Below are 21,502 nucleotides of genomic sequence, written 5' to 3' on the forward strand. Positions count from 1 at the left end.
TGCCGTTGGCGTCGAAGCGGCCGTCCGGCCCGATCACCTTCAGCGCCCCGCCGACGTCGATGCTGACCGGGTCGACGAAGCACTGGGGGGCATCGACGTTCAGCTCACCAGGCGCGCGTCGCTGATCCCGGGCCTGGTGCAGACCGTGCAGAGCTTCGCCGCCCACGAGAAGGCGATCCTGGACCACGTCGCCGACGCACAGACCGCGCTGGCCGCTGCAACCACGGGAAAGTCTGTGGCGCAACGGAGTTCGGCCGAGAAGGAATTCGACAGCGCGGTCGGTCAGGTCCTGGCGCTGGGCCAGACCTACCCGCAACTGAACTCCTCGAACAACTTCCTCAACCTGCAGCAGAACCTCGCCGACACCGAGGACAAGCTGGCGTTCGCCCGGCAGTACTACAACGACGCCGTGGCCACCTCGAACCGGCTGATCACCACGATTCCGACGATGTTCGTGGCGGGGATGGCCGGGGTGTCGCAGCGCGAGTTCTACCAGGTGCCAAAGTAGAGGCATGCGAATCGTTTTCGCCGGGACACCGGAACCGGCCCTGCCGTCGCTGCAGCGGCTGATCGACTCACCGCGCCACGACGTGATCGCCGTGCTCACCCGTCCGGACGCGGCCGCCGGACGCCGCGGCAAACCCGCGCCGTCACCGGTCGCGCGCCTCGCGGACGAGGCAGGGATCCCGGTGCTGCGCCCGGCGCGGCCCAACTCGCCGGAGTTCGTCGCCGAACTGGCCGCGCTGGCGCCGGAGTGCTGCGCGGTGGTGGCCTACGGCGCGCTGCTGTCCGAGGCATTGCTCGCGGTTCCCCCGCACGGCTGGATCAACCTGCACTTCTCGCTGCTGCCGGCCTGGCGCGGCGCGGCGCCCGTGCAGGCGGCTGTTGCAGCCGGCGACTCCGTCACCGGCGCAACGACTTTCCTGATCGAACCGAGCCTGGACTCCGGACCGGTCTATGGCGTGGTCACCGAGACGGTGCAGCCCACCGACACCTCCGGTGACCTGCTGGACCGGCTCGCCGTGTCCGGCGCCGGCCTGTTGGAAGCCACGCTGGACGGGATCGGCGACGGGTCCCTGACTCCGGTGCCGCAGCCCGCCGACGGCGTCAGTGTGGCGCCGAAGATCACCGTCGAGCAGGCCCGGATCTCCTGGGACCTGCCTGCTCACGTCGTCGACCGCCGGATCCGCGCGGTCACCCCCAATCCCGGTGCGTGGACGATGATCGGCGACCTTCGGGTCAAGGTCGGCCCGGTCACCGTCGACGAGGCGGCGCCGCCGCTGCCGCCGGGAGAAATGACTGTGGATCGCTCCGGGGTTCGGGTGGGTACCGGGTCGCAGCCGGTACTGCTCGGCCAGGTGCAGCCGCCAGGCAAGAAGCTCATGAACGCGGCGGACTGGGCACGCGGTGCCCGGCTCGACGAGACGGTGCGGGCGTCATGAGTGAGCGACCGGAGCGAGCGGGACGCGGTAAACCGCAGGGCGGCAAAGGGATTCACAAGCGTGGCAACACCGGGGCGCCTCCTGGACGGGACCGTGGCCAGCAGCGTCCACCGCGCAGGCCGCGGCGCACCCCGCTGGACCCGGCCCGTCAGGCGGCCTTCGACGTGTTGCGTGCGGTATCGGAGCGGGACGCCTACGCGAACCTGGTGTTGCCGTCGATGCTGGCCGAGCGCGGCATCCACGGCCGCGACGCGGCATTCGCCACCGAACTCGCCTACGGCAGCTGCCGCACCCTGGGTCTGCTGGACGCCGTGATCGCCGCGGCGGCCGGGCGTCCCATCGAGCAGATCGATCCGGTGCTGCTGAACCTGCTGCGCCTGGGCACCTACCAGTTGCTGCGCACCAACGTCGCCGGGCATGCCGCGGTGTCCACCACCGTCGAGCAGGCCGGCATTGAATTCGACAGTGTGCGAGCAGGTTTCGTCAACGGTGTGTTGCGCACCATCTCCGGCCGCGACGAGGCAGGCTGGGTGGCCGAACTGGCCCCGCCCAAGGAGACCGACCCGGTCGGTCACCTGGCGTTCGTCAACGCCCACCCGCGCTGGATCGCCCAGTCCTTCGCCGATGCGCTCGGCGCCCATGCAGGCGAGCTGGCCGCCGCCCTGGCCGCCGACAACACCCGCCCCGGTGTGCACCTGGCGGCGCGCCCCGGCGTGCTGACCGCCGACGAGCTGGCCACCGAGGTCGAGGGCACAGTCGGCCGCTATTCGCCGTACGCGGTGTACCTCGGTGGCGGTGACCCGGGCCGGCTGGCCGCGGTACGCGAGGACAAGGCGCTGGTGCAGGACGAGGGCAGCCAGCTGGTCGCCCGGGCGCTGACGCTGGCCCCGCTGGTCGGAGACGACGGTGGCCGCTGGCTGGACCTGTGCTCGGGCCCGGGCGGCAAGACCGCGCTGATCGCCGCGATCGCCGCGCAGCAGGGTGGCACCGTCACCGCGATCGAGCCGGCGCCGCGCCGGGCCGAACTGGTCGAGCAGAACACCCGAGGCCTTCCCGTCGAGGTGCTGCGCGTCGACGGCCGCGAGTCGTCGCTGCAGCCCGGCAGTTTCGACCGGGTACTGGTCGACGCGCCCTGCACCGGACTGGGCGCGCTGCGCCGCCGCCCGGAGGCCCGCTGGCGCCGCACCCCGGCCGACGTACCGGTGCTGGCCAAGCTGCAGCGCGAACTGCTGGCCGCCGCGATCGCGCTGGTCCGGCCTGGCGGGGTGGTGCTCTATGCCACCTGTTCCCCGCACCTGGCCGAGACCGTCGGCGTGGTCTCCGATGCGCTGCGCCGCCATCCGGTCACCGCGCTGGACACCCGGCCGCTGTTCGCCCCGGCCGACCAACTCGGTGACGGCCCGCACGTGCAACTGTGGCCGCACCGGCACGGCACCGACGCCATGTTCGCGGCCGCTCTGCAGAAGAATGCCTAAGGTGACTGACATGGCGACACCTTCTCGTCCGATGATCGCCCCGTCGATCCTGTCCGCCGACTTCGCCCGCCTGGCCGAGGAGGCCGCCGCGGTCGAGGGCGCCGACTGGCTGCACGTGGACGTGATGGACGGCCACTTCGTGCCCAACCTCACGTTGGGCCTGCCGGTGGTGGAGAGCCTGCTCAAGGCCACCGACATCCCGATGGACTGCCATCTGATGATCGACGACCCGGACCGGTGGGCGCCCGGCTACGCCGAGGCCGGCGCCTACAACGTGACGTTCCACGCCGAGGCGACCGACAACCCGGTCGCGGTGGCCCGTGACATCCGCGCCGCAGGCGCCAAGGCCGGCCTGTCGGTCAAGCCGGGCACCCCGCTGGAGCCGTACCTGGAGATCCTGCGCGACTTCGACACGCTGCTGGTGATGTCCGTCGAGCCTGGCTTCGGCGGCCAGAGCTTCATCGCCGAGGTGCTGTCCAAGGTCGCGACCGCCCGCCGTCTGGTCGACTCCGGTGAGCTGACGATCCTGGTGGAGATCGACGGCGGCATCAACGCGGACACGATCGAGCAGGCCGCCGAGGCCGGCGTCGACTGCTTCGTCGCCGGCTCGGCGGTGTACGGCGCCGGTGACCCGGCCGCTGCGGTCGAGGCGTTGCGCAAGCAGGCCGCGACCGCGTCGCAGCATCTGCGCATATGACCGCACCCACGCCGGCGGAGGTCGACGCCGCGATGCGGCTGGCCCTCGATCAGGCGCAGCGGGTCAAAGGGGCGACATACCCGAATCCGCCTGTGGGAGCAGTCATTCTGAGTGCGGAGGGCGAGGTCCTCGGCGTCGGAGGAACAGCGCCGACGGGCGGCCCGCACGCCGAGGTGGTCGCGCTTGGCGAAGCGGGGGAGCGGGCGGTCGGCGGCACTGCCGTCGTCACGCTCGAACCGTGCAATCACCACGGGCGCACCCCGCCGTGCGTCGATGCGCTGATCCAGGCCCGGGTGGCCACCGTGGTGTACGCCGTCGCCGATCCGAACCCGGTGGCCGCCGGAGGAGCTGATCGCCTGCGCGGCGCAGGAATCGACGTCGTCGCCGGGGTGTGCGCCGAGGAGGTGGCCGCCGGCCCACTGCGGGAGTGGCTGCACAAGCAGCGGGCCGGACGCCCGCACGTCACCTGGAAATTCGCCACCAGTGTGGACGGGCGCAGCGCGGCCGCGGACGGATCCTCGCAGTGGATCACCAGTGAGGCGGCCCGCGCCGACCTGCATGTGCGGCGCGCGGCGTGCGACGCAATCGTCGTCGGCACCGGCACGGTGGACATCGACGATCCGACGCTGACCGCCCGCCTGCCGGGCGGCGGCCTCGCCGAACGGCAGCCGCTACGTGTGGTGGTCGGTATGCGGGAGATCTCGCCGGAAGCCAATGTGCTGAACGAGGATTCGCACACGATGGTGATCCGCACCCACGATCCGCATGAGGTGATCCAGGCGCTCTCCGACCGCACCGACGTGCTTCTCGAAGGCGGGCCGACCCTGGCCGGTGCTTTCCTGCGGGCCGGAGTCATCGACCGGATCCTGGCCTATGTCGGCCCGATCCTGCTCGGTGGTCCGGTCACCGCCGTCGACGACGTCGGCGTCCCCAGCATTGCGCGGGCGCTGCGCTGGCGCTACGACGGCGTCGACCGGATCGGACCGGACCTGCTGCTGAGCCTGGTGCCCGGCTAGCCGGCGAACGTGTCGACCAGTTGTGCGCAGAACGCAGGCAGATCGTCGGGCTTGCGGCTGGAGATCAGGGTGTTCGGGCCGCCGGTGCACACCACGACCTCCTGATCGACCCACTCGGCCCCGGCGTTGCGCAGATCGGTCTGCACGCTGGGCCACGAGGTGATCTGACGGCCCTCGACCACGTCGGCCTCGATCAGGGTCCACGGCCCGTGGCAGATCACTCCCACCGGCTTGCCTGCGTCGAAGAAACTCTTGACGAAATCGACCGCCGAGGAGTTGGTCCGCAGCTGATCGGGGTTGGCCACCCCGCCGGGCAACACCAGACCGTCGTAGTCGGACGCCGTGACGGCGTCGGCCGCCTTGTCCGCCTCGAAGGTGTCGGCGGGCGTGAGGTGGTTGAACCCCTGCACCTTGCCGACCTCGGTCGAGACCAGTTCCGGGGTGCCGCCGGCTTGCTCGACGGCCTCCCACGGCTTGGTCAGCTCGACCTGCTCAGTGCCCTCGAGGGCGACCAGGAATGCGATCTTCTTACCGGAAAGTTCGTTGCTCATGATCAGTCGGGTACCCGCCGACCGCGCGGTCAATACCCCGGGTTGGTCAACGGCGCCACCGACCAGTTCGACAGCTCCGTCGGACCGAGAATGCGGTGACGGGTCTGGCCGGCGGTGTAGAACGTGAATTTCGTAGCGCGGTAGCACTGTTCGAAGCAGTCGAAGGCCCGTCCGTCGGCGTCGAAGCTGACCCCCCGCACCCGCACGATCGGGTCACCCTCCGGCATCTCGAGATGTTCGGCCTCCCAGCTGCTGGGGGTGTCGACCTCGAATGCCTGCTCGGTGTATTCATCGGTGAGTTGGTAGCGCTCCTCGATGAAGCGATACAGCGACCCTCCGTCGGCCAACAGATCGTGGTCGATCGCCGGTACCCGGTCCAGCGGTAGGACGGCACGTTCGAGGATCTTGTCTGTGCCGCCGATGACGCGTTTGCGCCAGATCTCCCACACCGGTTGGCCCGGGTCGACGCCGAGTGCGGTTGCGATCGTCATGCTGGGCAGGCCGACCCCTATCGAGATCAGAGCCGTTCTGACAGTGGGTAACCCGAGTTCGTTGTCCAGCAGAGTGTGGAGCAGCTCGCCCGGACGGGTCGGGTCGCTGGCGATGCGTGGCTCGGCGACGAAGGTACCCAGCCCTTGTCGGCGGGTGATCTTGCCGGCGCGCTCGAGCTCGTCGAGAGCGCGCCGGACGCTGATCCCACTGACGTTGGCGATCTCGGCAAGCTCGGTGGTGGACGGCAGCCGGTCACCGGGTTGCAGCCCACGCTCGGCCATGATTCCGAGCACCAGGTCGTAGACGTGCTGGTAGCGGAGTTTGCGTTCGGCGGACGCCCCGGTGGTGTCGGCTCGCTTCGTCGTCGGCATCCTCAGGTCCTCCCGTCCTGAACCCACGGGGTTCATGCACTCAGTATGCAGTTACCCGGTCCCTCGATAATCATGCGGCAGGAGCTGCGATTGTTCCCCGGGCATCGGAAAAGTTTCCGAAACATTTGCGCAATTATCCGGCAATGATCTTCACTCATACTACTCTGTATACAGAGTGGGATGCGAAGGGATTGTCATGGCTTCAACGATGGATCGTCGGAACTTCCTCCGGACGTCGGCGGTGGTGGCGGCCGCACTGGGCGGCGCGGCTGCACTCGCGTCGTGTGCACCGCAGACGGCCAGCAGCACCGTGCTGCGGGTCGGTTCCACCACCGACATCGACTCGCTGAACCCGTTCACCGCCGACTCGACCCAGTCCGACGACGTCCTTCAACTGGTCTACGACCGGTTGATGGGGTACGACGCGCAGCTCAACGTCCAACCGTCGCTGGCCACCGACATGCAGACGGCCGACGGTGGTAAGACCTTCACCTACACCCTGCGGTCCGGGGTGAAGTGGCACGACGGCAAGGATTTCAGCGCCGACGACGTCGTCTTCACCTTCCTGATGGTGCGCGACAACGACTATGGCACGTATGGGGCCTACCTCAAGGACCTCACCGATGTGGTCAAGGTCGGCGACAATCAGGTTCGGCTGACCTATTCGCAGCCGCAAACATTGCAGCCCGGCGTCATCATGCCGATCGCCCCCAAGCACCTGTGGGAAGGCGTGGCCAAGGACGATCTGCCCAAGTATGCCAACGACAAACCGGTAGGAACCGGACCGTTCAGCTTCGTATCGTGGGACAAGGGAAGCGTTGCCACCGTCATCCGAAACGAATCGTGGTGGGGCACCAAACCGGCGGCACAGAAAGTCACCTGGACCAAATTCGGCTCCGACGACGTGGTGACGCAGGCGCTGCGTACCGGAGATATCGACATCGTCCCCGAGGTCCCGCCGACAATCTACACCGGACTGCAGAACGCCGCGAACGTCAAAACCACCGCCATGGAATCGTTCTCGTTCCACATGATCGGTTTCAACTGTTCGACCGCCCCGGGGTCGAAGGGCAATCCCATCCTGAAGGATCAGGTGGTCCGTCAGGCGCTGGCCTGTGCTGTCAACCGGCAACAACTGGTGGAACTCGCGCTGGCCGGTTACGGAGAACCCGGCACCGATCTGCTGCCACCTGCCTTCGGCGATTTCCACTTCGTCCCCGCGCCCGACGCGGTCCTGGACAACAATCCCGCCAAGGCCAAAGAGCTGCTCGACAAGGCCGGCTACACCGACCGCAACGGCGACGGCATTCGCGAGTCCAAAGATGGCGCACCGCTTGAGTTCCGGCTGTTGGTGATCGCCGACACCACGGTCGACATGAAAGCCGCCGACCTGTTCATCACGGCCGCCAAGGCCGTCGGTGTGAACCTCAAGCTGTCCAGCACCGACGCAGACAGCATGGGCGCGACGGTGTACAACGCCGATTCGCCGGATTGGGATGTCATGATCTGGGGCTGGGATTCGTCGTTCTATGACCCGTCCTACCTGCTGGGCATCGCCACCACCGATCAGGTCGGCGGCAACAACGACACGTTCTGGACCGACCCCCGGTATGACGAGCTCTACCAACAACAGTCGACGACCATCGATCGCGGCGCCCGGGTCGCACTCGTGCAGGAGATGCAGGCGATTCACTATGCCGCCTGCCCGTACATCGTGATGTGGTACCAGAAGAAGCTGACCGGAACCCGGACCAACACCTGGACGGGCTGGCAGCCGATGAACGGCGGCATGATCCTCAACTTCCCGCGGGTGAACTACCTCGACGTGAAGCCGGCCTGAGCATCGATGCTTCGGTATCTGAGCCAAAAGATCTCGTACCTGGTGCTCACGCTCGTAGCGGTGGTCGCGACGAATTTCGTTCTCTTCCATCTGATGCCGGGAGACCCGGTGACCCACATCGCGCGTGGTCAACATCTGGACGCCGACGCGATCGCCCGGTTGCGCACGTACTACGGGCTGGACCAGCCGATGGCCTCGCAGTTCGTCACCTATCTGCAGAACCTGCTCAAGGGTGACCTCGGCTTCTCCTACACCTACCAGGCGTCGGTCGGCCCGATCGTGGTGAAAGCCCTTGCCAACACCCTGATCCTGGTCACCGTCTCGACGCTGCTGGTGATCCTCCTGGGGGTTCTGATCGGGGTGTTCGCCGCCTCCCGGCGCGGCTCGCGCACCGATTCCTGCCTGGTCATCGGTTCGCTGGTGTTCTGGAGTCTGCCCACGTTCTGGGTGGGCATGTTGCTGATCTTCGTCTTCGCCGTGTCGCTCGGCTGGTTTCCGATCGCGGGCATGTACACCGCCGACGCGCTGTATCCCACGGTGTTCACCCGAATCGCGGACCTGGCACGGCATCTCGTGCTTCCGACCGTCGCCATGGTGTTGGTCGACATCGCCCAGTTCGTCCTGATCACCCGCAGCTCACTGCTGGCGACACTGTCCGAGGATTACATGACCACTGCCCGCGCCAAGGGCCTGACCCCGCGGCGGGTGCTCTGGCGGCACGGCGTGCGTAATGCCCTGCTGCCCGTGGTGACCGCCACCACGCTCTACGCCAGCGCCACCGTCGGCGGCACCATCCAGGTGGAGACGGTGTTCTCCTGGCCCGGCATGGGGCAGCTGATCTACCTGTCGGTGATCCGGCGCGACTACCCCGTGATGGAAGCGTGCTTCCTGATCTTCGCGGTAGTGGTCGTGCTGGCCAACTTCGCCAGTGACCTGGTCTACCGGATGCTCGACCCACGGGTGCGGCTGACATGACCGGACCGCTGATGGACCCCACCCTTGACCCCGAGGAACCTGCCGCGGCGCACGTGCCGGGCGGCTGGCGCGGCGTGCTGCGCCAGCTTCTCGCCGACCGGATGGGACGTACCGGACTGCTGACCGTTCTCGCGGTTGTGGTCGTCGCGATCGCCGGTCCGCTGCTGGCGCCCTACGACCGCACCGACGTCGCCGACACCCGCGCCGGAATCCTGTTGCGGCCCAGCGCCGCCCACTGGCTGGGCACCGACGAACTCGGCCGCGACGTGCTGCGGCAGGTATTGGCCGGAACATCGGTGTCCCTTGAGATCGGGCTGATCGCCACTGTCATCACAGTGCTCATCGGAACCCTGGTCGGGGTGCTGGCGGGCTGGTTCACCGGATTCATAGACGCCCTGCTGATGCGGATCACCGACTTCTTCCTGGTGTTGCCCAACTTGCCGTTGATGATCGCGCTCGGTGCGATCATCGGGCAGAGCCTGCCGATGATCGTTCTGGTCATCGCGATCACCAGCTGGCCGAGTACGGCGCGCATCGTCCGCTCTCAGGCGCTGGCGTTGCGTGAACGCGAAGTGGTGGCCCGCGCCAGAACCGTCGGCCTGTCCTCGGCAGGCATCCTGTGGCGACTGATACTGCCCGGGGTGCTGGCGTTGGTGATCGCCAACGCCGTGCTGGTCATCGCCGGGTCGATCCTTGCCGAGGCCACGCTGTCCTTCCTCGGCCTTGGCGATCCGACCCGAACCTCGTGGGGCCAGATCCTGCACAACGCGTTCGCGGCCGGTGCTGTGGGCAACGGCTTCTGGTGGTACTTCCTGCCGCCCGGCGTCGGCATCGTGCTGGTGGTGCTGGCGTTCTCCCTCGTCGGGCAGAGTCTGGAACGCATCCTCAACCCTCGGCTGGCGGCGGCCGAATGAGCCTGTTGAGCGTTCGCAACCTCACTGTCACCTACCGCGGTGGCGTGCGCGCGGTGGACGGTGTCGATCTGGACGTGTCCGCCGGTGAGGTGGTCGGGTTGGCCGGTGAATCCGGCTGCGGGAAAAGCACACTGGCGCTCGCCGTAGCCCGCCTGCTGCCACCAGGTGCTGTTGCCGCCGCCGACGAGATGACCTTCGCCGGCACGGATCTGGGCGCCGTCGACGAGGCCGGGCTCCGGGCGCTGCGCTGGCGAAGGCTGTCGCTGGTGTTCCAGGGCGCGATGAACGGCTTCAACCCGGTGATGACGATCGGCGATCAGGTGCGCGAGGCGATCCGGGCGCACGAACCCGAGGCCGACCGCAAAGAGGTGCGGCGTCGTGTCGCCGAGCTGCTGACCCAGGTGGGGATCGCCTCGGGTCGGGCGGCCGATTATCCCCACCAGTTGTCCGGCGGCATGAAGCAGCGGGCGATGATCGCCATGGCGCTGGCCTGCCGCCCCGACCTGGTGATCGCCGATGAACCCACGACCGCACTCGACGTCATGACCCAGGCCCAGATCCTGGAGTTGATCCGCGGTCTGGCCGACGAACTGGGCTTGGCGATGCTGATCATCTCCCACGACCTGACCGTGTTGTCCGAACTGTGCGACCGGGTCGCGGTGATGTACGCCGGGCGCATCGTCGAACGTGGGCGTGCCGAGGAGATCCTGAGTTCGGACTCGAGGCCGGCGCATCCGTACACCCGCCGGTTGCTGGACTGCTATCCGCGGCTGGACTCCGGGCAGGCATCGATCAATGGAATCCCGGGCAGCCCACCCGATCTCGCGCACCCACCGCAGGGCTGCCGGTTCAATGACCGGTGTGTCGAGAAGCTGGCACGGTGCGCGACCGACGACCCGACGCTGCACCAGGTGCCCGGCGCTGCCGCTCACCTCGCGGCATGCCATCTGGTCGGAGCCCGCGCATGACCAAGCCGGTGGTCGCCGAGGTACGCGACCTGCATGTGCATTTCCCGGTCCGGCATGGTCGGCAACGCCTGACCGCACGTGCCGTCGACGGCGTCGATCTGTCCGTTCACGAAGGTGAGATCGTGGCGCTGGTCGGTGAATCCGGCTGCGGGAAAACCACTGTCGCGCGTACCCTCATGCGTCTGGTCGACCCGAGTTCGGGAACGGTGTCGGTCGGCGGTACCGACATCACCCACGCCCGTGGCGCGGCGTTGCGCAGACAGCGCCGCGAGTTCCAGATGATCTTCCAGGACCCGTTCGAAAGCCTGCCGGTCAATGCGACCGCGGTCGACGTCGTCAGCGAGGGACTGGCGATCCACCGCCGTGACCTGGATGCGGCGGCGCGGCGCGGGGTGGCGCTTGCGGCACTGGAGATGTGCGGGCTGACGCCGGCCGCAGCGGTCGCGCAGCGCCGTATCTTCCAGTTATCCGGTGGGCAGCGGCAGCGGGTCGCGATAGCCGCCGCACTCGCGCTGCAGCCCCGGCTTCTGGTGGCCGACGAGCCGGTGTCCATGCTCGATGTCTCGCTGCGCGCCGGGGTCATCCGAGTGCTCCTGGACATGCGCGAACGGCTGGATGTGGCAATCCTTTTCATCACCCACGATCTCGCGCTGGCCGGCGTTTTCGCGGATCGCGTTGCCGTCCTCTACCTGGGCCGGGTGGTCGAGCAGGGCCGCGCCGCCGATGTGATCGGCACACCCCGGCATCCGTACACCCGTGCGTTGGTGGACGTCATGCCCAAGGCAGGCGGCGGGAGGCGGGCGGCCCGCGCGCTGTTGACCGGTGAGCCGCCGAACGCCACCGCCACCGCGCCGGGTTGCCGATTCGCGCCGCGCTGTCCGCTCTACCGGCAGCTCGGCGAACCCGAACGCTGCCGTATCGACCAACCGCTGCTCACCGCCACCACACCGGAACATGCAGTGGCGTGCCATTTTTCAGACGTCGCAGAATCACCAACACCGAAGGAGAACACCACATGACCGTCACTCGTGAGGAAGCGATCGAGCTACTCGAGGCGATGGTTCGAATCGACTCCGTGACGCCCTGGCTGATCCCGGGAGGGGCCGGCGAGGGCGACGTCGCCCGCTTCATGTGCGATTGGCTGGCAGACCTCGGGTTGGAGGCGACGCTGGAGGAGGTGGAACCCGGCCGCCCCAACGTGCTGGCCTGGTTACGGGGCAGTGCACCGGGCCCGACGATCTGCCTGTCCGCACACAGCGACACCGTCGGCTACGCGAACTGGGCCGACAGTGCCCTGCACCCGGTGCTCGACGGTGACCGGATGATCGGACTCGGCGTGGCCGACGACAAGGGCGGCTGCGCCGCCGCAATGCTCGCGGTGCGCGAATTGGTGCGCTCGGGAACAGAATTGGCGGGCAACGTGCTGGTCGCCCTGGTGATCGACGAGGAGGGCATCAGCATCGGCACCGAACACCTGGTTGCCCATCATGCCGCCGAGATCGACCTGGCCATCAACCTCGAACCCGACGGTTCCCACACCATCTACGGCGAACACCAGGGGTTCGGCTGGGTCGACATCGTGGTGCACGGCGAGCCCGCGCACGGCTCGGCGCCCGACAAGGGCGTCGACGCCATCGTGCACATGGCCGAGGTGGTCACCCGCCTGCACCGGCTCGACGAGACACGCTGGAAGCCCAACCCCGATCCCAAGAACGGCCGCACCGTGTTCCACACCGGGACGATCCGCGGCGGCACCGACTACGCCACCTACCCGAACGAGGCCGTGCTGGGCATCGAGATCGGCACCCAGCCGGGCGAGACGCTGGCCGACCGAGTCGCCGAGATCGAGGCGATCTTCGCCGAGGTCACCGAATCCGAGCCGCGCTTTCGCGGTGAGGTCGTCGTCCGCCTGGACCGCGATCCTTTCACCGGTGCGGGCAACGAGGCGCTGCTGAGCGCACTCGGCGACGCGACGGAAGCCGTCAACGGGGTCCGCTCACCAGTGACCGGTCTCAACGCGTGGACCGACGCCGCGTTGTTCCAGAGTGCCGGCATCCCCACGGTCTTGTTCGGCCCGGAGGGCGGCAACTATCACGCCGCCGAGGAGTGGGTGTCCATTCCGGACATGATCGCGACGGCGGAGATCCTGCGCCAGACCCTGGTGACGCTGATAGGTCGCAAGGAGGGTGATTCCTGATGGCCCAGGACACCGCTGACCCGGCGGGGGGATTGCGGTCGGGTGCACTGCGCGCAGTGGACGTGGTGGTGATGGCGCTGGCGAGTTCGGGCCCCATTCAGAGCGTGGCTGTCTCGTTGGCCGCGATCCTGGCGACCGTCGCGTACGCCGGTTTCGTGCCGATCCTCATCTGCTTCGTCCCGATGCTGGGTATTGCGCTCGGTTACCAACGCCTGCACGCATGGCAACCGAGCGCGGGGGCGACGTATACCTGGGTGGGCCGGGTGCTCAACCCGCATGCCGGGTTCTTCGCCGGCTGGATCATGTTGCTGTACTACACAGTCGGTACCACGAGCCTGACCATCCCGCTCGGAAGCTACCTGCTCAGCTTCTTCTCCGATCATGCTGCCGACAGCCCGGTCGCGGTGGCTGCCGTGGGGACCGTGTTCGACCTGATCGTCACCGCAGTGGCCGCACTAGGCGTGGCCCTGTCAGCCCGGTTCCAATTGGGCTGGGCCATATTCGAATACGCGTTGCTCATCGGGTTCGCCGTATTGGCCGTGGTGTTCATCGCGCGCGGCAACGGTGACGTGGTCAAGCCCAGCATGTCGTGGTTCACGGTCGAGGGGGCGGGCGGCTTCAAGTCATTGATATCGGGCGTGCTGCTGGCGATCTTCCTGTATTCAGGCTGGGACACCGCTGCCTACGTCGGTGAGGAAGCCGCCGGCCGCACCGCCGGACGCGCCGCCGTGACCAGCGTTGTGCTGCTGTTCGTCATCTACTCGGTGTCGGTGCTGGCGTTCCAGGGCATCGCGCCGATGCAGGACATGCAAGATCACGCAGCCAACATCCTTGCGTTCGTAGGTGAACGGATCGGTGGCGGCTTCTGGGCGAACGTGATGATCGTCGCGGTACTCGGCGGCACCCTCGCGTCGTTGCTTGCGGCGATCGTCAGCGCTTCCCGCATCGGGTTCGCCATGGGACGGGACCGGGTCGTGCCGTCCTGGCTTGCGCAAGTGAGCGGCAAGTACGGCACACCGTTGAACGCGACGATCCTGTTCGGTCTGCTCAACATCGCATTCCTCTGGGGCTCAACGCTTATCGGCGCGGTGGGCGAGGCGCTGGCCAACATCGTGAGCACGCTCGGGTTGATGGCTGCGATCTTCTATCTGCTGACCGCGGTCACCGCGATCTGGTGTTACCGGCGCCAGATCGCCTCCTCGGCCAAGGATTTCGTCATCGGGGGATTGATGCCGGGCCTGGGTGCGGCGTTCATGGCGTTCGTCGTCGTCTACTCGATCACCTCGGGGTCGCTGAACGGAATCGAACTCGGCTTCGGCGTCGGCCTTGCGTTGGCCGGAATCGTGTTGTCCGTCATCTCGGCCAAAGTCGGCAAGGCGCCGTTCTACACCGCGCCGCGAACTCCGCACTGACCTGCCGGCATGAGCCGGCCACTGTACGTACCACGACATTCAATGATGAAAGAGATTTTCTGATGCACTTCACCGATGCTTACGCAGCCCGGACCCCTGTCACCAAGGCGCTGTACGAACGGGCCAAGCGAACGATCCCCGGCGGTGCGGGCTCGACGGCCCGGCTGCCCCGCAACGGGTGGAAGCCCTATCCGATCGTGATGGCGCACGGTAAGGGATCGCGCCTGACCGATGTGGACGGCAACACCTACATCGACTATCTGCTGGGGCTGGGTCCGATGATCCTCGGGCATCGCCATCCGGTGGTGACCAGCGCTGTCACCGACGCGGTCCGCGATCTCGGTACGTGTTTCGGGCTGCCGTATGAGCTGGAGATCGAAGCCGCCGAAAAGGTGGTGGCCGCCGTTCCGGGTATCGAACAGGTCCGATTCACCAATTCGGGATCCGAGGCGGTCGGCACGGCCGTGCGGCTGGCCAGGGCGACCACCGGGCGGCGAATCGTGGTCCGATTCGAGGGGCACTATCACGGCTGGCAGGACACCGTGTACTGGTCCAACCACGTCGACCCGGTGCTGGCCGGACCGGCCGACCATCCACGACCGGTTGCAATGGGACCCGGGGTCCCGGCCGAACTGGAAGACACCCTCGTGGTGCTGACGTGGAACGACGCCGACAGCTTCGTGGAGCTGATGAACCGGCGCGGCGACGAGATCGCCGCGGTGCTCACCGAACCCGCGGTCTTCAACACCGGGTGCATCCTGCCCGAACCGGGTTACCTGGAACTGCTACGCAGCGAAACCCGCAAGCACGGCGCGCTGTTGATCTTCGACGAGGTGATCACCGGCTTCCGGTTCGCCCGCGGCGGGGCCCAGGAATGGTTCGGTGTCACACCGGATCTCACCACCCTGGCCAAGGGTCTCGGCGGCGGTTTCCCGGTCGCCGCAGTCGGCGGCTCGACGGAGGCCATGCGCCTGGTGGCCGAAGGGATCTACTCCCACTCGGGTACCTACAACGCCAACGTCGTGCAATGCGCCGCGGTGGCGGCGACGATGGACCTGCTCGCCGAACCGGGGCTGTATGAGCGACAGCGGGCGCTCGGGCACCGCCTGGCCGCGGGTCTTGGCGAGCTGGCCGCCGAGCGCGGCCTGGACGCCTACTGTGAAGGACTGGGCACCGTGTTCCAGTTGTGGTTCGCCGACGGTCCGATCCACAATTGGCGCGACGCGGTGACGCGGGCCGACGAAGCTCTGTTCACCCGGTGGTACGAGGAGATGGTGATTCGCGGGGTGCTGTTCCATCCGCTGCAGTTCGAGAATCTGTTCGTGTCGCTGGTCCACGACGACCGCGACATCGACGAGACGCTCCAGGCCGCCGCCGACGCGCTGACCGTCGTGGCCCGCACCCGAACGCCCGCGTCCCGGTCGTGACCGCACCGGTAGTCATCGGCATCGACCTCGGTACCTCGGCGGTCAAGGTCGTCGCGGTCGATCACGACGGGGCGGTCGTCGCATCGGCGCGGTCGGAGTATCCGACCCGACGGCCGGAACATGAAGCGGCCGAGCAAGATCCGCACCATTGGTGGGAGGCGCTGGGAGCGGCCGGCGACACCGTGGCCGGTGTGGTGGAGCCGCGGCGATGGCGTGCGATCGGGCTGAGCGCGATGCTGCCTACGCTGGTCGAGCTGGACGCGTCGCTCCAATCGGTGGGGCCGGCAATCACCTGGGAGGACGGCCGGGCCGAGCGGCAGGCCGACCGGTTGCGTGCCACGGTCGGAGACGCGGTGCTCTATCGCATCACCGGACAACGGGTCGACGGGCGGTACCTGGCGCCGATGCACGCCCGGCTGCAGGGGCTCGGCCGCGTAGGGACAATCGTGGCGGGTGCGAAGGACGTGTTGTTCCACCAGCTGACCGGGGCGTTGCTCACCGACCCCAGCACCGCGGCAGGCAGCGCGGTCTTCGATCTCGAACGAGGCTGTTGGAGTGCAGAGTTGGTCGCCGCGTCGGGTCTGCCGGGCTTGCCCGAGGTGGCCTGTGCGGCAACGGCATTGCCGCTGACGCAACGATGGCGGCAGCGCTGGGGAGTGCCGGGCGAGCTGCCTGTGGTGCTGGGTGCGGCGGACTCGGTGCTCGGTGTGCTGGGAGTGGGGGCGCGGGCGCACGGGGAAGTGGGGGTGATCGCCGGTACCAGCGCCGTCGTGCTGGGTGTCTCCGATCGGCCGACCCGCGATCCCGACATGCGCTACCTGGTCACCCCGCTCGCCGGGCCCGGCTGGGGACTCGAAATGGACCTGCTGGCAATGGGTTCGGCGTTCGACGCCGTCGCCGCTCTCTTCGGGTTGGCCGGACCGGCCGATCTCCTCGAGGCGGCGGCCGCCGTGGCGCTCGCCGATGCGCCGTTGTTCCTGCCGTACCTGTCGCCAGGGGAGCAGGGCGCCTTATGGGATCCCAACCTGACCGGCATCCTGCAGGGGCTCCGGCTGGGGATGGGCATCGGGCACATCGGCCGGGCACTGCTGACCGGGATCGTGGTCGAACTGCGCCGGTGCATCGACGTGCTGGCCGCGGCGACGGGTGAGTCGGGTCCGGTTCGCCTCGGCGGCGGTAGCGCAGTGAGCCCGCTGATGTGGCAGGACATCGCGGATGCGACGGGACGAGAGGTGTGGGTGGACCCGGCGGTGACCGATCACTCTGCGATCGGTGCGGCTCTGTTCGCCGCCGGTGCGACCGGGAGTCCGATCGTCCGGGACGATGCCCCGCGGATTGTCGTGCCCCGACCCGAGCGGCACGGCTGGTGGACCGACTGCCTGGCCCGCCACGACGACGCCCGGCTGCGGGCGGGCGCGACGGTGAACCGATGAAAGTGACCGTCGTCGACGACGACATCTTCGCCACCACCGCAGCCACCGCCCTGCTGGCGGGGCTGCCGTCCGGCGCACCCACGCTCGGGGTGGCCACCGGCGGCACCCCGATGCGGGTCTACGCCGAGTTGGCATCGCGCAGCCGTCGCGGCGAGGTCGACCTCTCCGCTGCCACGGTGCTCGCACTCGACGAGTACGTCGGTCTCGACGACGCTGACCCCCGCAGCTACACGGCGTACGTGCGTTCGCGTGTCGCCGACCCACTCGGCATTCCTGTCGCCAATGTTCATGTGCCGCAGGGAGACAGCGCTGATCCAGCGGCCGCGGCGGTGGCGTTCGAGCAGCGGATCGCCGACGCGGGCGGTGTCGATGTCCAGATCGCCGGGATCGGCTCCAACGGGCACCTGGCGTTCAACGAGCCCGGCTCGGCGCTCGATTCGACCACGCGGGTGGTGGAGCTGTCCGAACAGACCCGGCACGACAACGCCCGGTTCTTCGGCGGCCGGGTCGAGGACGTGCCGCGGCGGGCGATCACCCAGGGGCTGGCGACGATCGGTCGGGCCCGCTCCATCCTGCTGCTGGCGGCCGGCCCGACCAAGGCCGACGCACTGGCGGCCGCACTCTGCGGACCCGTCGACGCGGCCGTCCCGGCGTCGGTGTTGCAGCGGCACGGCGATGTCACGGTGATCGCAGACCGCGCGGCGTGGAGCAGGATGGCGTGATGAACGATTTCGATGTGCTCGGTTTGTTCCCGCCCGGCTCCCGCGTGGCTGACGGCGTGCTGACCGTCGGGGGCTGCCGGGTCGATGCGCTGGCGGCCGAATTCGGCACCCCGGTCATGGTGGTCGCCGAGGACGCCGTGCGGCAGCGGGCCAGGGACTACCTCGAGGCGTTCCGTAGCAGGTGGGCCTCGGCGGACGTGGCGTTCGCGTCGAAAGCGTTCCCCTGCACCGCAATTCAGCGTCTGGCCAGCGAGGAGGGGCTGCTGCTCGACGTGGCCGGCGGGGGAGAGATCGTCACCGCAATGGCCGCAGGGGCCGACCCGGCGCGAATGCTGTTGCACGGCAACGCCAAGACCGACGAGGAAATCGGAATGGCCGTCAGCAACGGCGTCGGCCTGATCGTCGTCGACAACTTCGACGACATCGACCGGCTGGAGCGCATCGTCGAGCCGGGCCGGAGGCAAGCCTGTCTGGTGCGGGTCGTGCCGGGTATCGAGGCCGACACCCACGCCGCGGTGGCGACCGGGCACGCCGGCTCGAAATTCGGTCTGCTGCCCGCGGATGCCCGGGTGGCGATCGAGAGGATCCGCCGCAGCCGGGTATTGCGCTGCGACGGGGTGCACACCCACGTCGGCTCGCAGCTGCTCGACGCCGAACAGCTCGCCGCCGCCGTGGCTCCGGTCGCCGAGCTCGGCAGCTTCGATGTCTACGACTTCGGTGGCGGGCTGGGGGTGCGCTACACCTACGACGATCACCCGCCGACCGTGGACGCCTACGCGCAGGCCATGATCGAGAAGGCCCGCGGCCTGGTTCCCGCCGACGCCCGCATCATCGTCGAGCCGGGCCGGTCGATGACCGCGGCCGCGGCCTGCACGGTCTACCGGGTGACCACCGTCAAACACGGGGTGGTGACCCACGTCGCGGTCGACGGCGGGATGGGGGACAACCTGGAGGTGTCGCTGTACGGACAACGGTTCGAGGCGACCATCGTGGACCGGGTCGGCGGGGGAACGGACGTCACCGTCGTCGGCAGGCACTGCGAGTCCGGCGACCAGCTGATCGACGGTGTCCCCCTTGACAATCCGGTGGTCGGCGATCTGCTGGCCGTTCCGGTCACCGGGGCCTACTGCTACACGATGTCCAACCAGTACAACGGCGCGCGCCGCATCCCGGTGGTGTTCGCCGCCAACGCGGACGCCCGGCTCGTGGTGCGCCGCGACACCTGGGCCGACCTGCTGGCCCGCGACGTCTAGCTACGCGGCCACCGTCTCCTCGACCGCCTCGTCTGCGTGTGCCTGCCTACCGCCGACGAACAGTGCCAGCACAGCACCGACCAGGCACACGATCACGGTGACGAAGAAAATCGAGCCGTACTGCATGGCGAAGGCGGTGCGGTAGCGCTCAGCCTCGCCCGCGATCTTGGCGGCCAGGCTGTTGCCGCCCGGGCTCGGCAGGGTGGCCAGGATCTGGTTGAACCGGTACAGGCCCCACGCACTGAGTGCCGCGACGCCGATCAGCATGCCGGTCATCCGGGCCACCACGACGAGCGAGCAGGCGATGCCGTGCTGAGCCGCCGGCACCACCCGCAGCGCGGCCGAGGTCAGCGGGCCGATCACCAGACCCAGCCCGAAGCCGGCCAGCGCCAGGTCGGTGTCGATCACCGGCAGCGACACGAACCCGAGATCATGGCGGGCGCCGGCCACGTTCGTACCCCAGTGCGACACCAGCAGGTATGCGCCCGAGGCGATCAGCATGCCGACCACGGCGACGATCCGGTCGCCGATCCGGGTGGCGACCCAGCCGCCGATGAGCGCTCCGACCGGCAGCGCGATCAGGAAGTGCAGCAGCAGGAACGCGGCCTGCGTCTGGTCCTTGCCCAGCACGCCCTGGCCGAACAGTTCGACGTTGACCAGCGTGACCATCAGCGCCGCACCCGCGCACAGCGAGGTGCCCAGCGAGGCCAGGAACGGCACGAACCGGACCCCGGCAGGTTCGATCAACCGGGTGCGGGCGAACCGCTCCCAGACGAAGAATGCGATGGCGGCGACGACCGCGCCGATGACCAGGACCATGCCGTGCGGCGGTAGCAGCGTCTTGCCGTCGGGATTGGGGTTGTACAACCCGATCACGGCCAGGCCCAACGCGATCGCGAGCAGGATGCCGCCGACCAGGTCGACCTTCTCGGGGTTCTCGCTGCGGTCGTGGGAGGGCAGGCTGAAGTGGATCGCCAGCATCGCGATCAGCGTCAGCGGCACGTTGATCCAGAACACGTCCTGCCATTTGCCCAGCAGCAGCACCACACCGATGCCGTACAACGGGCCGAGCACGCTGCCCAGTTCCTGAGCGGCGCCGATACCGCCCAGCACCGCCGCCCGGCTGCGGGCAGCCCACAGGTCGGCCGCCAGCGCGAGCGTCACGGGCAGCAAGGCGCCTGCGGCGATGCCCTGGACGAGCCGACCGATCACCAGCATCGTCAGGTCGGTGGACAGCGCGGTGACCACCGAGCCGACCGCGAACGTGACCAGGGACAGCTGCAGCATCAGCTTGCGTCCGAACCGGTCGGACAGCCGGCCGAGCAGCGGCATGGCCGCGATGTAGCCCAGCATGTACCAGGTGATGATCGGCGTGACCTGCTGCAGCTTGTTCACCGGGATGCCGACCGTCGACATGATGTCGACCATGATCGTGACCACGACGTAGGTGTCGAGCGCCCCGAGCAGAACGGCGAGGCTGCCCGCGCTGATCACGATCCGGCGGCTGCGGCCGGAGGTCCCCGCCCGGTGGGCGGCGGTGTCCAGAGACTCAGCCATCACCGGGCCCGTCAGACGGCGGGCTTGGTGACGGTGACCGGCTTGTCCCATTCCGACAGGGTGATCTGGATGCTGCTCCCGTTACCCGTGTCGGCCTTGGCCTGGACCAGCTGATGCGGGTCGGCCTTCTGGATCCACACGGTGGCCGGCAGCGGGCTCGACGCCTTCAGCGGGATCAGCTTGTTCATCGCGTCGGCGCTGACCTTGCCGGTGATGCGGATGGTGTCCACACCGTTGATGGTCTCGCTGGCCTCCGACTTGGCATCACTGATGCTGGCGAGCCAGTTGGCCAGCCCGTTGTCCGGGTTGAGGACAACCGAGGGGTCGTAGATGTCCTTGGCCGGGCCCATGTCGAGCCAGTTGTTGGGGGTCAGTGCGGCGTAGAGGGTGCCGTCGAGCACGACCAGCTGAATGTCGACGTCCGAGCCGCCCATCGAGATGGTCGAGTTCCCGGACACCGCGGTGGCGGGCACGTTGGTCAGGTCACCGGACAGCTTCTTGACGGGCAGACCCTCGATCTTGCCGCCGACCGTGATCTCGAGATGGGCGCTCTTGAGGGCCTTGGTGACCTGAATGGACTGTTGCAGCAGTCCGGCGGCCTCCGGTAGTGGCTCGGAGGGCTTCGAGGAGGAGGAGCAGCCCGCGACGAACAGGGTTGCTGTTGCGAGAAGGGCGGTGAGGACGGCGAACATTCGGCGGCGCGTCGGCATAGGTGCATCGTAGAGGGTCGGGGTGACCGGACCTGCGCCGCCAGGTTGGA

Annotated in this window: 20 protein-coding genes; 16 read left to right on the top strand and 4 right to left on the bottom strand. The window is 68.2% G+C overall.

Going from position 1 to position 21,502, the window contains the following annotated elements; genetic code table 11:
- The 5 genes from BST42_RS15990 to ribD all read left to right on the top strand — a co-directional run.
- Positions 1-508: LemA family protein (locus BST42_RS15990; protein WP_110918635.1), on the top strand; the 508-nt coding region annotated here is incomplete at its 5' end.
- Positions 509-512: 4 nt separating this feature from the next.
- On the top strand, positions 513-1,442 hold the full coding sequence (gene fmt / locus BST42_RS15995) for a methionyl-tRNA formyltransferase (protein ID WP_083120309.1): 930 nt from the start codon (positions 513-515) through the stop codon (positions 1,440-1,442).
- Positions 1,439-2,917, top strand: coding sequence for an RsmB/NOP family class I SAM-dependent RNA methyltransferase (locus BST42_RS16000; protein WP_237159467.1), 1,479 nt, complete (start codon positions 1,439-1,441; stop codon positions 2,915-2,917). Before fmt ends, BST42_RS16000 begins: the two co-directional genes overlap by 4 nt.
- Before the next feature lie 10 nt (positions 2,918-2,927).
- Complete coding sequence (rpe, locus tag BST42_RS16005) at positions 2,928-3,614, top strand: ribulose-phosphate 3-epimerase (RefSeq protein WP_110918636.1); 687 nt, start codon at positions 2,928-2,930, stop codon at positions 3,612-3,614.
- The gene (gene ribD, locus BST42_RS16010) at positions 3,611-4,630 is read left to right on the top strand and encodes a bifunctional diaminohydroxyphosphoribosylaminopyrimidine deaminase/5-amino-6-(5-phosphoribosylamino)uracil reductase RibD (protein ID WP_083120311.1); all 1,020 of its coding nucleotides are present in this window, start codon (positions 3,611-3,613) and stop codon (positions 4,628-4,630) included. Before rpe ends, ribD begins: the two co-directional genes overlap by 4 nt.
- Here the strand turns inward: ribD and BST42_RS16015 are convergent.
- Positions 4,627-5,181 (bottom strand): type 1 glutamine amidotransferase domain-containing protein, encoded by a 555-nt coding sequence (locus BST42_RS16015; RefSeq protein ID WP_083120312.1) that lies wholly within the window; start codon positions 5,179-5,181, stop codon positions 4,627-4,629. The genes ribD and BST42_RS16015 overlap by 4 nt on opposite strands.
- Positions 5,182-5,210: 29 nt before the next feature.
- Positions 5,211-6,044 carry a GntR family transcriptional regulator gene (locus tag BST42_RS16020; RefSeq protein WP_165760865.1) on the bottom strand — a complete coding sequence of 278 codons (834 nt, stop codon included), beginning with the start codon at positions 6,042-6,044 and terminating at the stop codon, positions 5,211-5,213.
- Between the two features lie 196 nt (positions 6,045-6,240).
- Here BST42_RS16020 and BST42_RS16025 point away from each other — a divergent pair, with 196 nt between their 5' ends.
- The 11 genes from BST42_RS16025 (at position 6,241) to lysA (ending at position 19,185) form a co-directional block, all read left to right on the top strand.
- Entirely contained in the window at positions 6,241-7,884 is a 1,644-nt protein-coding gene (locus BST42_RS16025) for an ABC transporter substrate-binding protein (RefSeq protein ID WP_083120314.1), read from the top strand.
- 6 nt (positions 7,885-7,890) lie between these two features.
- A complete protein-coding gene (locus tag BST42_RS16030; protein WP_083120315.1) occupies positions 7,891-8,859 on the top strand; it encodes an ABC transporter permease in 969 nt (322 codons plus the stop codon).
- Positions 8,856-9,773: an ABC transporter permease gene (locus BST42_RS16035; protein WP_207569517.1), complete on the top strand. Its 918-nt coding sequence runs from the start codon at positions 8,856-8,858 to the stop codon at positions 9,771-9,773. Before BST42_RS16030 ends, BST42_RS16035 begins: the two co-directional genes overlap by 4 nt.
- Positions 9,770-10,741: an ABC transporter ATP-binding protein gene (locus BST42_RS16040; protein ID WP_083120316.1), complete on the top strand. Its 972-nt coding sequence runs from the start codon at positions 9,770-9,772 to the stop codon at positions 10,739-10,741. The genes BST42_RS16035 and BST42_RS16040 overlap by 4 nt, the downstream gene beginning before the upstream one ends.
- Complete coding sequence (locus BST42_RS16045) at positions 10,738-11,760, top strand: ABC transporter ATP-binding protein (RefSeq protein ID WP_165760867.1); 1,023 nt, start codon at positions 10,738-10,740, stop codon at positions 11,758-11,760. Before BST42_RS16040 ends, BST42_RS16045 begins: the two co-directional genes overlap by 4 nt.
- Positions 11,757-12,938: a M20 family metallopeptidase gene (locus tag BST42_RS16050; protein ID WP_083120318.1), complete on the top strand. Its 1,182-nt coding sequence runs from the start codon at positions 11,757-11,759 to the stop codon at positions 12,936-12,938. The genes BST42_RS16045 and BST42_RS16050 overlap by 4 nt, the downstream gene beginning before the upstream one ends.
- On the top strand, positions 12,938-14,350 hold the full coding sequence (locus BST42_RS16055) for an APC family permease (RefSeq protein ID WP_083120319.1): 1,413 nt from the start codon (positions 12,938-12,940) through the stop codon (positions 14,348-14,350). The genes BST42_RS16050 and BST42_RS16055 overlap by 1 nt, the downstream gene beginning before the upstream one ends.
- A 62-nt stretch (positions 14,351-14,412) precedes the next feature.
- Positions 14,413-15,777 carry an aspartate aminotransferase family protein gene (locus BST42_RS16060; protein WP_083120320.1) on the top strand — a complete coding sequence of 455 codons (1,365 nt, stop codon included), beginning with the start codon at positions 14,413-14,415 and terminating at the stop codon, positions 15,775-15,777.
- Positions 15,774-17,210, top strand: a complete 1,437-nt coding sequence (locus BST42_RS16065) for a xylulokinase (protein WP_083120321.1) — start codon at positions 15,774-15,776, stop codon at positions 17,208-17,210. The genes BST42_RS16060 and BST42_RS16065 overlap by 4 nt, the downstream gene beginning before the upstream one ends.
- A complete protein-coding gene (locus BST42_RS16070; protein ID WP_083120322.1) occupies positions 17,207-17,932 on the top strand; it encodes a glucosamine-6-phosphate deaminase in 726 nt (241 codons plus the stop codon). The genes BST42_RS16065 and BST42_RS16070 overlap by 4 nt, the downstream gene beginning before the upstream one ends.
- Positions 17,932-19,185, top strand: a complete 1,254-nt coding sequence (lysA, locus tag BST42_RS16075) for a diaminopimelate decarboxylase (protein ID WP_083120512.1) — start codon at positions 17,932-17,934, stop codon at positions 19,183-19,185. The genes BST42_RS16070 and lysA overlap by 1 nt, the downstream gene beginning before the upstream one ends.
- Here lysA and BST42_RS16080 read toward each other — a convergent pair whose 3' ends face one another.
- The gene (locus BST42_RS16080; protein ID WP_083120323.1) at positions 19,186-20,742 is read right to left on the bottom strand and encodes an MFS transporter; all 1,557 of its coding nucleotides are present in this window, start codon (positions 20,740-20,742) and stop codon (positions 19,186-19,188) included. It lies immediately after the preceding gene.
- Between the two features lie 11 nt (positions 20,743-20,753).
- Complete coding sequence (locus BST42_RS16085; RefSeq protein WP_083120324.1) at positions 20,754-21,452, bottom strand: LppX_LprAFG lipoprotein; 699 nt, start codon at positions 21,450-21,452, stop codon at positions 20,754-20,756.
- Positions 21,453-21,502 lie beyond the last annotated feature (50 nt).

The sequence above is a fragment of the Mycolicibacterium rhodesiae genome (genome assembly GCF_002086695.1).
In the GTDB taxonomy this organism is placed as follows: Bacteria; Actinomycetota; Actinomycetes; order Mycobacteriales; family Mycobacteriaceae; genus Mycobacterium; species Mycobacterium rhodesiae.

Bases quoted from the DNA above. Each gene is read 5' to 3' on its own strand.
- fmt (WP_083120309.1), top strand. From the start codon at position 513: ATGCGAATCGTTTTCGCCGGGACACCGGAACCGGCCCTGCCGTCGCTG.
- BST42_RS16000 (WP_237159467.1), top strand. From the start codon at position 1,439: ATGAGTGAGCGACCGGAGCGAGCGGGACGCGGTAAACCGCAGGGCGGC.
- rpe (WP_110918636.1), top strand. From the start codon at position 2,928: ATGGCGACACCTTCTCGTCCGATGATCGCCCCGTCGATCCTGTCCGCC.
- ribD (WP_083120311.1), top strand. From the start codon at position 3,611: ATGACCGCACCCACGCCGGCGGAGGTCGACGCCGCGATGCGGCTGGCC.
- BST42_RS16015 (WP_083120312.1), bottom strand. From the start codon at position 5,181: ATGAGCAACGAACTTTCCGGTAAGAAGATCGCATTCCTGGTCGCCCTC.
- BST42_RS16020 (WP_165760865.1), bottom strand. From the start codon at position 6,044: ATGCCGACGACGAAGCGAGCCGACACCACCGGGGCGTCCGCCGAACGC.
- BST42_RS16025 (WP_083120314.1), top strand. From the start codon at position 6,241: ATGGCTTCAACGATGGATCGTCGGAACTTCCTCCGGACGTCGGCGGTG.
- BST42_RS16030 (WP_083120315.1), top strand. From the start codon at position 7,891: ATGCTTCGGTATCTGAGCCAAAAGATCTCGTACCTGGTGCTCACGCTC.
- BST42_RS16035 (WP_207569517.1), top strand. From the start codon at position 8,856: ATGACCGGACCGCTGATGGACCCCACCCTTGACCCCGAGGAACCTGCC.
- BST42_RS16040 (WP_083120316.1), top strand. From the start codon at position 9,770: ATGAGCCTGTTGAGCGTTCGCAACCTCACTGTCACCTACCGCGGTGGC.
- BST42_RS16045 (WP_165760867.1), top strand. From the start codon at position 10,738: ATGACCAAGCCGGTGGTCGCCGAGGTACGCGACCTGCATGTGCATTTC.
- BST42_RS16050 (WP_083120318.1), top strand. From the start codon at position 11,757: ATGACCGTCACTCGTGAGGAAGCGATCGAGCTACTCGAGGCGATGGTT.
- BST42_RS16055 (WP_083120319.1), top strand. From the start codon at position 12,938: ATGGCCCAGGACACCGCTGACCCGGCGGGGGGATTGCGGTCGGGTGCA.
- BST42_RS16060 (WP_083120320.1), top strand. From the start codon at position 14,413: ATGCACTTCACCGATGCTTACGCAGCCCGGACCCCTGTCACCAAGGCG.
- BST42_RS16070 (WP_083120322.1), top strand. From the start codon at position 17,207: ATGAAAGTGACCGTCGTCGACGACGACATCTTCGCCACCACCGCAGCC.
- lysA (WP_083120512.1), top strand. From the start codon at position 17,932: ATGAACGATTTCGATGTGCTCGGTTTGTTCCCGCCCGGCTCCCGCGTG.
- BST42_RS16080 (WP_083120323.1), bottom strand. From the start codon at position 20,742: ATGGCTGAGTCTCTGGACACCGCCGCCCACCGGGCGGGGACCTCCGGC.
- BST42_RS16085 (WP_083120324.1), bottom strand. From the start codon at position 21,452: ATGCCGACGCGCCGCCGAATGTTCGCCGTCCTCACCGCCCTTCTCGCA.